Origin of the sequence: Streptomyces sp. JH14 (genome assembly GCF_029428675.1) — a bacterium.
Classification (GTDB): domain Bacteria; phylum Actinomycetota; class Actinomycetes; order Streptomycetales; family Streptomycetaceae; genus Streptomyces.
On record NZ_JAJNEL010000001.1, the window covers coordinates 5,625,625 to 5,637,709 of the forward strand.

General features: G+C 69.3%; 13 protein-coding genes and 2 pseudogenes. 10 read left to right on the top strand and 5 right to left on the bottom strand.

Annotated elements, in window-relative coordinates; all coding sequences use genetic code 11:
* Nucleotides 1-2: 2 nt before the first annotated feature.
* The gene (locus LRD69_RS25420) at nt 3-470 is read left to right on the top strand and encodes a hypothetical protein (RefSeq protein WP_277328855.1); all 468 of its coding nucleotides are present in this window, start codon (nt 3-5) and stop codon (nt 468-470) included.
* The gene (locus LRD69_RS25425) at nt 467-1,627 is read left to right on the top strand and encodes a DSD1 family PLP-dependent enzyme (protein ID WP_277328856.1); all 1,161 of its coding nucleotides are present in this window, start codon (nt 467-469) and stop codon (nt 1,625-1,627) included. Before LRD69_RS25420 ends, LRD69_RS25425 begins: the two co-directional genes overlap by 4 nt.
* A 1,175-nt stretch (nt 1,628-2,802) precedes the next feature.
* On the opposite strand, the gene LRD69_RS25430 is transcribed toward LRD69_RS25425, so the two are convergent.
* Nucleotides 2,803-3,444, bottom strand: a complete 642-nt coding sequence (locus LRD69_RS25430; RefSeq protein ID WP_277328857.1) for a TetR/AcrR family transcriptional regulator — start codon at nt 3,442-3,444, stop codon at nt 2,803-2,805.
* Between the two features lie 240 nt (nt 3,445-3,684).
* Between LRD69_RS25430 and LRD69_RS25435 the strand changes: the two genes are divergently transcribed.
* The 5 genes and pseudogenes from LRD69_RS25435 to LRD69_RS25455 all read left to right on the top strand — a co-directional run.
* Nucleotides 3,685-4,500, top strand: a complete 816-nt coding sequence (locus LRD69_RS25435; protein ID WP_277328858.1) for an alpha/beta hydrolase — start codon at nt 3,685-3,687, stop codon at nt 4,498-4,500.
* A 118-nt stretch (nt 4,501-4,618) separates the two neighbouring features.
* Nucleotides 4,619-6,001 (top strand): FAD-binding oxidoreductase, encoded by a 1,383-nt coding sequence (locus LRD69_RS25440; protein WP_277328859.1) that lies wholly within the window; start codon nt 4,619-4,621, stop codon nt 5,999-6,001.
* Nucleotides 6,002-6,117: 116 nt separating this feature from the next.
* Nucleotides 6,118-6,738 (top strand): chorismate mutase, encoded by a 621-nt coding sequence (locus LRD69_RS25445; RefSeq protein WP_277328860.1) that lies wholly within the window; start codon nt 6,118-6,120, stop codon nt 6,736-6,738.
* 88 nt (nt 6,739-6,826) lie between these two features.
* Nucleotides 6,827-7,551, top strand: a pseudogene (locus LRD69_RS25450) (molybdopterin-dependent oxidoreductase).
* A pseudogene (locus LRD69_RS25455) lies at nt 7,535-7,804 on the top strand (formate dehydrogenase); the annotation flags it as partial. The pseudogenes LRD69_RS25450 and LRD69_RS25455, both read left to right, overlap by 17 nt.
* 44 nt (nt 7,805-7,848) lie before the next feature.
* On the opposite strand, the gene LRD69_RS25460 reads toward LRD69_RS25455, so the two are convergent.
* A complete protein-coding gene (locus LRD69_RS25460; RefSeq protein WP_277328861.1) occupies nt 7,849-8,433 on the bottom strand; it encodes a TetR/AcrR family transcriptional regulator in 585 nt (194 codons plus the stop codon).
* A gap of 321 nt (nt 8,434-8,754) precedes the next feature.
* Between LRD69_RS25460 and LRD69_RS25465 the strand changes: the two genes are divergently transcribed.
* Nucleotides 8,755-8,943 carry a hypothetical protein gene (locus LRD69_RS25465; protein WP_277328862.1) on the top strand — a complete coding sequence of 63 codons (189 nt, stop codon included), beginning with the start codon at nt 8,755-8,757 and terminating at the stop codon, nt 8,941-8,943.
* A gap of 602 nt (nt 8,944-9,545) precedes the next feature.
* Here LRD69_RS25465 and LRD69_RS25470 read toward each other — a convergent pair.
* Nucleotides 9,546-10,214: a TetR family transcriptional regulator gene (locus tag LRD69_RS25470; RefSeq protein WP_277328863.1), complete on the bottom strand. Its 669-nt coding sequence runs from the start codon at nt 10,212-10,214 to the stop codon at nt 9,546-9,548.
* A gap of 58 nt (nt 10,215-10,272) precedes the next feature.
* Between LRD69_RS25470 and LRD69_RS25475 the strand changes: the two genes are divergently transcribed.
* Complete coding sequence (locus tag LRD69_RS25475; RefSeq protein WP_277328864.1) at nt 10,273-11,142, top strand: SDR family NAD(P)-dependent oxidoreductase; 870 nt, start codon at nt 10,273-10,275, stop codon at nt 11,140-11,142.
* Nucleotides 11,143-11,153: 11 nt separating this feature from the next.
* Here LRD69_RS25475 and LRD69_RS25480 read toward each other — a convergent pair whose 3' ends face one another.
* Entirely contained in the window at nt 11,154-11,282 is a 129-nt protein-coding gene (locus tag LRD69_RS25480; protein WP_277328865.1) for a hypothetical protein, read from the bottom strand.
* 51 nt (nt 11,283-11,333) lie between these two features.
* Nucleotides 11,334-11,828, bottom strand: coding sequence for an SMI1/KNR4 family protein (locus tag LRD69_RS31075; RefSeq protein WP_346771939.1), 495 nt, complete (start codon nt 11,826-11,828; stop codon nt 11,334-11,336).
* 16 nt (nt 11,829-11,844) lie between these two features.
* Between LRD69_RS31075 and LRD69_RS25490 the strand changes: the two genes are divergently transcribed.
* Complete coding sequence (locus LRD69_RS25490; protein ID WP_277328867.1) at nt 11,845-12,051, top strand: hypothetical protein; 207 nt, start codon at nt 11,845-11,847, stop codon at nt 12,049-12,051.
* Nucleotides 12,052-12,085: the final 34 nt, after the last annotated feature.

Sequence of the window (12,085 nt, forward strand, 5' to 3'; positions counted from 1 at the left end):
TCGTGGGACGCGACAACGGCCGTGCCACGCACATGGCTGCCACGCTCACCGCGGAGGGACACACAGCGCGTGTGACCGGTGCCGAGGAAGCCTGCGCGAGCGCCGACGTGATCGTCACCGCCACCACCACACGGGCCGAAGACCCGCCCCTGTTCGAGGCCGGGTGGATCCGTCCCGGCACGCACCTCTCCTGCATGGGAGCTGACGCCCCGGGCAAGCGGGAACTGCCGCCCGCCCTGTTCGACCGCGCACGGGTCTTCTGCGACCTTGCCGCGCAGGCACGCCGCATGGGCGAAAGCCAGCATGCACCTGAGGACACCGTCCTCGTCCCGCTCGGTGAGGTCCTCACCCGGCGCGCCCAAGGACGTACCCATGCCCGAGACATCACGGTCTTCGACAGCTCCGGGATCGGACTGCAGGACCTGTCCCTGGCTCTGGCCCTCCTGAAGAAGATGGACATCTGCCTGTGACCACCACCCCCGCCGCACAGACCCTGGCGGATCCGGACACCCCGTTCGCCGTCGTCGACGTGCACAAGAGCCTCCGCAACATCGAGCGTCTGCGGGCCAGGGCGAACCAACTCGGGGTCACCCTGCGCCCCCATATGAAGACGGCCAAGAGCCTCGAGGTCGCCGCGCTCATGCACGACGGCGGCACGTGTCCCATCACCGTCTCCACTCTCGCCGAGGCCGAGGCGTTCGCCGACGGCGGCTACACCGACATCACCTACGCCGTCGGCATCGATCCCCACAAGCTCCCCCGCGTCATCGCTCTGCTGCGCCGCGGCGTGACCCTGCGGGTCCTGCTGGACAGCACCGAGCAGGCCGTCTTCATCGCCGAAGCCGCCCGCCGGTTCGGCCTGCCCATCCCGGCCCAGATCGAGATCGACTGCGACGGCCACCGCGGTGGCCTCAAGCCCGATGACCCCGCCCTCACCGAGATCGGCCGTATCCTGCACGACGCGGCCTGCCTGGACGGGGTGCTCACCCACGCGGGTGAGTCGTACTTCGCCTACAGCGCCGAAGAACAGCGCCTGGCCGCCCAGAACGAACGCGACACCGCGGTCGCCGCGGCCGAACGTCTTCGTGCGGCCCATCTGCCCGTGGCCTGCGTCAGTGTCGGCTCAACCCCCACCGCCCACGCGGCCGACGACCTCACCGGGGTCACCGAACTGCGGGCCGGTAACTACGTGTTCTTCGACCTGGTGATGGCCGGCCTCGACGTCTGCCGGGTGCAGGACCTCGCGCTGTCGGTGGTCGTCACCGTCATCGGCCACCGGCCCGAGTACGGGTGGATCATCACCGACGGCGGCTGGATGGCCATGTCCCGCGACCGCGGCACCGCGGGCCAGGCCCAGGACCAGGGCTACGGCCTGGTCACCGACCTGGCCGGCCACCTCATCCCGAATCTGGTCATGACGGCCGCGAGTCAGGAGCACGGCACCCTCACCGCCCGCGACGGCGCCGATCTGCCTGACCTGCCGGTCGGCACCCGGCTGCGCATCCTGCCCAACCACGCCTGCGCCACCGCCGCCCAGCACCACGGCTACCACGTCGTCGACAGCGGCAAGGACACGGAGTCCGACCCGGTGATCCAAGCGCGCTGGCCCCGCATCGCCGGCTGGTGACGAGGTGGGGCAGTGAGCCGCTTGGCCGCTTCCGGTTGCCTTCGCGGCGGTGGCCTGGTCCTGCGGGCTGAGCCGGGTGATGGTCGCGAGGGCGTGGTGGCCGATGCGGAGGTGCGGATCGTGCCGAGTGCCGAGACGCCCACGGCGCCGGGGGAGGGGGAGAAGTTGGTGGTGCCCCCATGACTCTCCGTCGCTCCGTCGTCTTCTTGGGCGTCGCCCTGGCTGTCGTGGCCGGCTTCGTGACCGCACTGGTCGTCACCGGGCCCGGTGGCGCAGCTCTCGCTGCTCTGTTCATGGGAGCCGTCGGCGCCCACGCGGCTCCCTCACACCCGCACTCGCGCTCCGTTTCGGGAAAGGCGGGTAAGAGGTCGCGCGGATAGGCGCGGTTGGGGGATACCGGCAGCAGAACGGGCACCGGTCCGGTGACGATGTTCCCCGAGCTGCGTGCGGTCGGTGTTGAGCGCGCCGACGACATTGTCAGGGACTACGGGAGCGGGCCGAGGCAACTGGCTTGACCTCCGCCTGGAGATACGGCACGCCGACGCCCAAGAACTCGATGATGAGGCAGTTCACGAGGTCGCCTACTGGCTGGGCACAGGCGTTCTTCCCTCGTGCGGCCGGCGCGACCACCCTGGTCGTCGTGCGGGGCGCGGGGTACGCGCCGGACGGCGGCCAGGGTGGCAGCGGTGCCGGGAGCGAATCCGAGACGAGCCCTGTCGGGCTACCAGTTCGCCCAGATGGAGAGGCCATTGGCCTTGGGGCCCGCCGAGCACGGGAACGGGAACCCCGCTCCAGGGCACCCCGTCGCCGCGCCCGCACGCGCCATCAGCGCTGTACTCGCACCACATGCTGATGAGTAGTGACGGGGAACACGGGATGTACCGGCGTCATGTGATGGCCTTGGCGTTGCCGACGACCCAAGCGCGGAATGACCGGGCCTCCTCGTACAGGGCGTTCTCGGCCATGTGCATCTCCAACGTCATCGCTTGAGGCAACTATGTGGAAGGCGCTGTCGTCTCCGTGGTCCTGTTCCTGATGGGTGGTCATGGCCTCCCACGGTGTGGACCGTTGTGACGGGGGACGCCTTCGATGAGGCCCTCCACGTCACCGGCCGCATGTCGGCGTCTGAGGCGTGGTCCGGCGCGTCGGGGTGGCGGGGGCGGGGGCGGGAGGGGTCAGGGTGCCTGGTCCGTGGTGCCGGCGAGGGAGGGGGCCGGGTCGGACTCGGTCGCTGAGCCGGTGCGGGCCAGGAGGATTCCGTCGACGCCCTTCAGGAAGGTGGCGGAGACCAGTTCGGGGTCGAAGAGGCAGCCGGCCGCCATGGCGCCGTCCCGGAGCATGACGAGGTGTCGGGCGGCTGGGGCCGCGGGTGCGTCGCTGATCGGTGCCAGCAGGTCCGTGACGGTGTCCAGAAACCATTGCCGGTGAGCCAGGACGACTTGGTGGATGGGATGGGAGAGGTCGGGGTATTCGGCTGCCGCGTTGAGGAAGGCGCAGCCGCGGAAGCCGGGGGCCTGGATGCCTCGGGTGATGGATTCTGCGACGGCCTGGACCTTGCCGACGGTTGACGGGCTGCTCGCCCGGGCGGCGGCGATCTGGCCGCGGATTCCTCGGTCGGCCTGGTCGAGGTAGGCGAGGACGAGTTCTTCCTTACCCGCGAAGTGCCGGTACAGCGTGGCCCGGGTCACCTTCGCTTCCACGGTGATCCGGTCGATGCCGACGGAGTGGATTCCCTCCGCGTAGAAAATCCTGGTCGCCGTACTGAGCAGCCGTGCTCGCGCTTCGGAGGCGCCGCCACCTTCTGGGGTCGGGTGCATGACGGCAGGCTAGCAAACGACGAGATAGAACGTTCGGTCTTGACAGGGTTCGTTGGGGCACTTCTAATGACGTGACCGAACGTTCTCCCTCGGTGTGTGGGTCTGGGCGTCACCACACCTGTCGCAGGACGGGTCTCAGGGCCGGCGCCCGTGTCTGATCGTGCCCGTGCCGGGTCGGGTCCGGCCCTCTGCATCCAGGTCTGCGCACCGTGCATCCGTAGTCGAATGAAAGGCCACATCATGCGTATCCGTGTCCGTGTCGCGCGCCGTGTCGCGCTCGCCGCCGGCGCCCTGACGCTGCTGGGTGCCACCACCGCTCCGGCCATGGCGACGGCGACCGACAAGGGGCCTTCCTCCGCGCACGCTTCCGCAAAGCCCACCGTCGTCCTGGTCCATGGGGCTTGGACGGATTCCTCCAGCTGGTCGTCGGTGCTGGAGCGGCTGCGCGCGGACGGCTATCCCGTTCGGGCCATCGCCAATCCCCTGCAGGGACTCACCGGCGACACCGCCTACGTCTCCAGCTACCTGTCCACGATCGAGGGTCCCGTGGTGCTGGTCGGTCACTCCTACGGCGGCGCGGTGATCACCAACTCCGCCGCCTCGGACCCCAATGTCAAGGCCCTGGTCTACATCGCCGGCTTCATCCCCGCCAAGGGCGAGACCGTGGGTGCTCTCGCCAGCCAGTCCACTTCCGACCTCCACCTGGAGTACACCGCCGTCCCGGACGGCACGGACGTGTCCATCGACCCGGACTACTTCCGGGACGTCTTCGCAGGCGACGTCAACAAGACCACAGCCGCCGACCTGGCGGCGACCCAGCGCCCCGCCAACGCCAAGGCGGTCATGGACCCCAGCGTCCAGGAAGCCTTCCGCACCATCCCCTCCTGGAGCCTGATCACCCGCCAGGACCACGCCATCGCCCCCGACCTCCAGCGCTCCATGTCCCAGCGCGCCGGCGCACACACCGAGGAGGTCGACGCCTCCCACGCCGTGATGATCAGCCGCCCCGCCACCGTCACCCACATCATCGAGGACGCCGCCCGCAGCACCCGGTGAAACCCATCCCCGCATGACCGCTTTGCCGGCCGGGGGCGTCCCACGGCCCCGGCCGGCTATGGCTCACGAAGCGACGCCGCCCACCACGTTTTGCCGAGATCCCCAAGACAGAGGTGCCATGACCCTGACGACACACCAACAGCTCGGCCGTCTGACCGACGCCCTGCGGCGGATCATCCCGGTGGGACAGGTGGTTTCCACCGGGCCGGACTACGACACCGGCCGACACATCTGGAACGGCGCGGTGTCCGCTCGCCCCGGCGTGATCGTCCGGTGCGCCGATCCGGCCGAGGTCCGGGCCGCTGTCCTGGCCGCGCAGGAGTTCGGAGTACCTCTGACGGTGCGTGGCGGCGGTCACGACTGGGCCGGAAGGGCACTGAGCGACGGCGGCCTGACCATCGATCTCTCCGGCCTGCGCCGGGTGTCGGTGGATCCGGCGGCAAGGGTTGCCGAGGTGACGGGAGGGGCCACGGCCGCCGATCTCGTCGCCGCCACCCAGTCCTTCGGCCTGACCGCGGTGACCGGTACCGCCGGCTCCGTGGGCATGGCGGGCCTGACCCTCGGTGGCGGCTACGGGCCGCTCAGCGGCCGCTTCGGACTCGCCCTGGACAACCTGTTGTCTGCGGAGGTGGTGCTCGCCGACGGCTCGGTCGTCACGGCCGACGCCGAACGCGAGCCGGAGTTGTTCTGGGCCCTGCGCGGCGGTGGCGGGAACTTCGGAGTCGTCACCTCGATGCGCGTGCGTCTGCACGCCGTGCCGACGCTGCTGTCCGGCATGGTGCTGTACCCCTGGGAGCAGGCCGGGTCCGTCCTGGCCGGGCTGGCGGACGTGCTGGACGGGAGCCCGGACGAGCTGACCGTGCAGTCCGGTGTCCTGCCCGGCCCCGACGGCAAGCCCGTGGTGTTCCTCTCGCCCACCTGGAGCGGCGACGACGCGGAGGCGGGAGAACGCGCGCTGGCGCGGTTGGACGGCCTCGGCACGCCCCTCGTCTCCCAGGTCGCCCCCGCCACCGTGCCCGCGATGCTCGCGGCCATCGACGCGCAGTTCCCCTTCGGCCGGCACGTCGAGATCCGCACGCGCTCCGTTCCGTCACTGACCTCGGGAGTAAGGGACCTGCTGAGCCTCGCGGGCGCCACCCTGACCTCGCCCTATTCGGCCGTATCCGTGCACAGCCTGCACGGTGCCGCGACCCGAGTACCCGTGACGGACACGGCGTTCGGCAACCGCGACCCGCACCTCATGATCGAGATCATCGCCCAGTGGGAACCCGACGACACCCGCGCGCAGGAGCACCGCGCCTGGGCCGGTGACCTGGCCGACGCCCTCGAACCCGAGGCGCTGCCGGGCGGCTATCCCAACCTCCTCGGCCCGGACGAGGCCACACAGATCACACACGCCTACGGCCCCAACACCGAGCGGCTGCTCACCGCCAAACACCGATACGACCCGTACCACATCTTCCACGCGACCCCCCTACCGGACCCGTTCCGAACCCGGTGACACCCCGTTGAAACAGGCGGCCCACGTCCCGCGCACGCGGGCAACTGCGCCCATGACACGGCCCACTTCTCTCGTTCATCGAAAACCGAGGCAGACCGTTGAACCTGCGTAACCACATGACCCGCTACGCCGCGATCACCAGCTTTCTGGGAGCCGCGACCGTGCTGACCGCTCCTCAGGCCGTGGCCGCGGACGCTCCTACGAACGCCGAATCCGTCAGCAGCACGGTGGGTACGGCCAGGCCGCTCGGCGCGCTCGGTCCGCTCACGGACCTCGTCATCCAGCGCATCCGCGTGAGCGATGACGTGGCGGCGTCCAAGTTCGGCACCGCCTCGCCCATCGAGGACCCGGTGCGTGAGGCGCAGGTACTGGAGCAGGTCCGGACCCAGGCCGAGGCCGCCGGGGTGAACCCCGACGCGGCGGTGGCGTTCTTCCAGGACCAGATCACCGCGAGCAAGGCCGTGCAGAAGGGACTGTTCGCCCGCTGGACCGCTCACCCGGAGGAAGCGCCCACGACGCGCCCCGACCTCGGCCCGATCCGCGAGCAGCTCGACCAACTGACCACCGCCCTGCTCCAGGAGCTCAAGGACACGCAGGCATGGCGCGAGAAGCCCGTCGCGTGCACGGTGCAGTTGGCCCTGGCCACCGGGTCGGGGGCCGTGCTGGAGCGCCTGGACACGCTCCACCGTCAGGCGCTCAGGACGGCGACACACTCCGTGTGCCGCTCCAATGAGTGACAGGACGACACCGAGCGTTTTCCAACCTGCCCCGGACCAGCGCCAGTTGGTCCGGGGACGGGACCCCCGGGGGAGAGAGAACGAACACGTGAACGCTGAATCACCGGAAGGTCGGGGTGCTCCTGTCGGGCGGCGGGTCTTCCTCGGCACGCTGGGGCTTGGTGCGCTCGGCGTCGTCGCCGTTCCCGGTCTGCAGCGTGGCACGGAAGCGTTGCTCGGCGGCACGGTGGGACTGGATCCCACCGGGCTGACGGGGCTGTCCCGAACGGAGGGGGCTTCCGCCACTACTCGGTCACCTCGTCCGTGCCGCACAAGGACGCCGAGACCTACCGGCTCACCGTCGACGGTCTGGTCGACCGCCCCGCGACCTACACCCTGGCCGATCTCAGGGCACTGCCCCAGACCCGTATGGTGCGTGACGTCCAGTGCGTCACCGGGTGGCGTGTCCCCGGCACCCCCTTCGAAGGGGTACGCCTGTCCCACCTCCTGGATGCGGCGGGAGTGCGCTCCACGGCCGGCGCGGTCCGCTTCACCTGCTTCGACGGCTCATACACGGATAGCCTCACCCTCGAACAGGCGCGCCGGGCGGACGTCCTGGTCGCCCTGTGCATGCAGGACAAGGACATCGGCCACTCCCGCGGCGGCCCTGTACGCCTCTACGTGGCACCCATGTACTTCTACAAATCCGCCAAGTGGCTCTCCGGTATCACCGTCACGAGGAACGTGGAACCGGGCTACTGGAAGGAGCGCGGCTACGACATCGACGCCTGGGTGGGCCGATCGAACGGACGGGACGATGAGCCGACGACCTGACCCTCCGCAGACGGCCACGCGCATACGGCGGTTCAGCGCGGCCGAGCGCTGGGCCCACCGCGCGACGGCCGTACTGATGGGCGTGTGCGTCGTGACCGCGGCCTTCCTGTACATCCCCGCCTTCGCCGAACTCGTCGGCCGCCGCGCCCTCGTGGCCACCGTGCACCAGTGGGCGGGAGTCGCTCTCCCCATCCCGGTCCTGGCCGCTCTCGGCTCCCGCGCGCTGCGCGCCGACCTGACCCTGCTCAATCGCGTTCCGGCGGTGGACCGGGCGGCCGCGCCGGGCGACGCGGCCAGTCAGGCGGAGCGGGCCCGGAGAATTCCTTCGACGCCCTGCAGGAAGGTCTCGGAGACCATCTCAGGGTCGGAGAGGCACCCGGAGGCCATGGCGCCGTCCCGCAGCATGACGAGATGCCGGCCGGCGGGTCCGGCAGGTGCGTCGCCGGTCTGGGCCAGCAGTCCCGTGACTGTCTCCAGGAACCACTGCCGGTGGGCCAGGACGGCATGGTGGACCGGGTGGTCCGGGTCGGGATACTCGGCCGCCGCGTTGAGGAAGGCGCATCCGCGGAATCCCGGGGACCGGATCCCCGCGGTGATGGTCCGGCACACGGCGCGGACCTTGTCGGCCCCCGACTGCTCGCCCGCCTGGGCCGCCTCGGCCTGCGCCCGGAGTTCCCGGTCGGCCTGCTGGAGGTAGGCGAGGACGAGTTCTTCCTTACCGGTGAAGTGGCGGTACATCGTGGCACGGGTGACCTGCGCCTCGGCGACGATCCGGTCGATGCCCACGGAGTGGATCCCCTCGGCGTAGAAGATCCTTGTCGCTGTGTTGAGCAGCCGCGCTCGCGCTTCCGACGTGCCGCTTCCTCGTGTCCTCTGAGCCATGCGACCAGGTTAGCGAATAGCAAGAGAGAACGATCGGTCTCCCTGGTCGAACCGCTGTAGGCATGACCGATCCACGCAGCCCGACGGGAAACTTCACCAGCAACCTTGCCCACCTCCTCGGCCACGACCCGACCGGACGCGACACCCCCGCCCTGGCCGAGAACGGAGGTTCGTCGGGTGGCGCGGAGCCGCAGTACCCGGCGCCGCGATCGCGTGCACGAACGGGAACCCCCTCGCCAGGGGCGGAGTTGGACAACAACTTCCAAGGCCGACCGCTCGTCACCATGGCCTCATTCCGGCGACTTGAGCATCTCCTGAAGGATGCGCCGCAGCTCGGTGCGGTCCTGCGAAGCCGAGTGCGACGTACCGGGCGAACTCGCCTCGCAACTGCTGCTGATCGACGGAGTCTCCGCACGGGTGCTCGTACACGGACCCGGCCAGGCAACCGAAGCCACGGCAGCTGCCGGGCACGCCGCAGCGGCGCTCCTCACGGCTGCCCCGGCGTCATGACCAGTCCTAAGGACCGCCCAGGGCAGCGATCGATGCGGCTCGCACTGGGCCTGGCCCTGTACGGGATGAGCCTCGCCATGCTGGTGAAAGCCGACTTCGGCGCCGAATCGTGGACTGTGTTCACCCAGGGTCTCTCGCGGGTCACCGGGTTTTCCCTGGGCCAGACCACCATCGTCATCTCACTGGCACTCCTGGCCCTGTGGGGCCTCCTGCGCCAGCGCCCCGGCGTGGGCACGGCCGCGAACGCGTTGCTGGTGGGCCCGTTTCTGGATCTGGGGATCGCCTGGATCCCCACACCGGACTCTTGGGGCGTGCGCGTGCTGTTCCTGGCGATGTCCGTGGCCGGCATCGAGGTGACGGTGCTCTTCGCCGGCTGGCCGCTGCGCGGCACCGTTTCCTTTCAGAAATCCGTGGCTTCCTGCTTCGTCGCGCTGGACTGGACACGTCCCGGTGTTACCTGCACTCCACAGCATCGCCGTGCTGTTCCGCTTCTACGCGAAGATCCTCCGGGTGAGCAGTCCCGCTCGAACCTCAGGACGCATTCGCAGCGCCAGCGGTGTAAGGGGTGGAACGGCAAAGCCAATTCAAGAACCGAGAGCAGATCAGCCGCTTTCCGGTGCGTCGATCCGGGACATGCCTTCGATGAGGGCCGTGAGCACGCGGGTGAGCCGGGGTTCGAAGTCGACGAGGGCGTGCCCCAGCCGGGGGTCCGAGCGGTAGAGCTCCTCGACCTCTTCGCCGGGGGTGGAGATCTGCCACATCGCTCCGGCCAGGCTGGTCGCGGCGGCGACGAGATCGACACCGTCGCTCTCGGTCAGCTGGGGGAGGGTGTGGCGGAGAACGGTGATGATGGCGTCGAGTTCTGTGAGGGTTATCAGCTTGAACTCGCGCACCGACTCGATCGAGACGTTGCGCTCCAGGTTCATCGGCGCCTGTGCGAGCAGGTCGCAGAACATGCCGCGCTCGGCGAGCGTGCCGGCGAAGACTCCAGCGACGGCCGCCGGGGACGGATCCTTCAGGGATTCCAGGGCGTGGCGGACGGCGGCGGACCAGTCGCGCCAGCCCTCAGCGGTCAGCCGCAGGAAGATCTGCTCGCGGGTCTCGAAGTACCTCAGCAGTGCCGACTTGTGCATGTCGACCGCGTCCGCGATGTCGGTCAGCGTGATCCGCCGGATGCCCTGCTGGTGAGCCAGCCCGCGCGCCGCGTCGAGGATCGCCGACTCGCGGGCCAGTTTCGCTTCCTTGCTGCGTGCTCGCTGGAACTCCGGCATGCGGCCAGCCTAGCGCAACCTCGTTGCGTTATTAACGCAACGGTGTTTCACTAGAAACATGCAGCAGAAATGGTTCATCACAGGCTCCTCCCGCGGTTTCGGTCGCTCCCTTGTGCGCGCGGCCCTCGCGGCCGGCGACACGGTCGCGGCGACCGCCCGCCGGCCCGAGCAGCTCGACGACCTCGTCGCCGAATACGGAGACCGGATTATCACCCTTCCCCTCGACGTCACCGATCCCGACGCGGCGCGGACCGCCCTCGACGCCGCCCGGGAGCGGTTCGGCCGGGTCGACGTGATCGTCAACAACGCCGGCTACGCGAACATCGCCCCCATCGAGACCGGCGACGAGGACGACTTCCGTACACAGTTCGAGACGAACTTCTGGGGCGTCTACAACGTCTCCCGCGCCGCCGTACCCCTCCTGCGCGAGCAGGGCGGCGGGCTGATCATCCAGTTCTCGTCGATCGGCGGGCGGGTGGGCGGATCGCCGGGCCTGGGCAGCTACCAAGCGGCCAAGTTCGCGATCGACGGCTTCAGCCGGGTCCTGCGGACGGAGACCGAGCCCTTCGGGATCAAGGTCATGCTCGTCGAGCCCAGCGGCTTCAGGACCGACTGGGCCGGAGCCTCGATGACGGTGCACGACGTCCCCGAGCAGTACCGGTCGACTGTCGGAGCCATGAACGACACCGTGCGGCAGAGCAACGCCGGCCAGGCCGGAGACCCCGACCGTGCCGGCGAGATCCTGGTCCAGGTGGCGAAGCGTAACGACATCCCCACCAATCTCCCCCTGGGTGTCAACGCCGCCGAGATGTCTCTCGCCCAGGACGAGCGACTGCTCGAACAGGACCGGCGCTGGGCCGCGGTCAGCCGCTCGGCCGACTTCGCCGAGCCCTACCCCGTTCCCTTCCCTGCCGACATCTCCGCCTGAACGGCGCCCGTTCAAGCACCGGCCATGGCGATCGGCCCCAGTTCGTTCTCCTTGCCGGCGTGGCTGGTCCGGACGCTGAGGAAGGAGCCGATCGCGGCGTCCAACGCATCACAGTCCAGGCGGGCCCGCAGTCGGCGCACGGTGCCCGGATGCAGAACGGGCCGGCAGTTCCTTGTCCAGCCGCTCCTCGACTACCTTCCGCCAGGGACCCGAGGGTGCGTTGTCGGCGACGCCGGCCCATGTGCCTCCGCCATGTCGGGATCGATGAACAGGCTGTCGAGGTACGTATCAAAGTCGTCGGCGATCTTCGTAAAGACATGGCTGCCGAGATACCCAGGCCAGGAAATGACGTGGACGAACGCGTGCAGTTGACCGTGTGTGGCCGGGTTGAGGTCCGGGAAGAGGGTGTCGTTGCCGGCATTGCGAGCGATGGGCAACAGCCCGGTCAGTGACACCTTCTGCGCAATCCACCAGTCGCGACTGTGCAGGTACTCGCCCAGAAGAGTGCCCAAGCCGTACTCCCCGCCGGCGTCACGACCCAGTTGATGAAGGTCGTCGAAGCTCTGGAGCGGTTCCGGTTCGCACGCCGGCACACGGACCGAGTAGTCCAGCCATGCTCCACCCGCCGCTTCAAGGAAGGAGCGGTACGCGGGCGACAGGGGCAGCCCGATCTCCCGTTTCGCCAGTGGTCTCCGCGGGGCCGTGGAGGCGGTTCATCGGCACGGTCGCGATCACGCCCGCGCGCAGCAGCTGTTCGTCACCTCCGCGAAGGAGTGGTTCGGCGTCGCCCCGACCTGCGAAACGATCGAGTACGCCGAGCACTCCTTCCACAAGGTCCGTGACGGACGCTTCTACGAGATGAACTACCTGATCGACGCTCAGGCCGTACAGCGACAACTCGGAATGTGACGCCCGGAACCGACCCTCGCCCCACCCGAAGTCA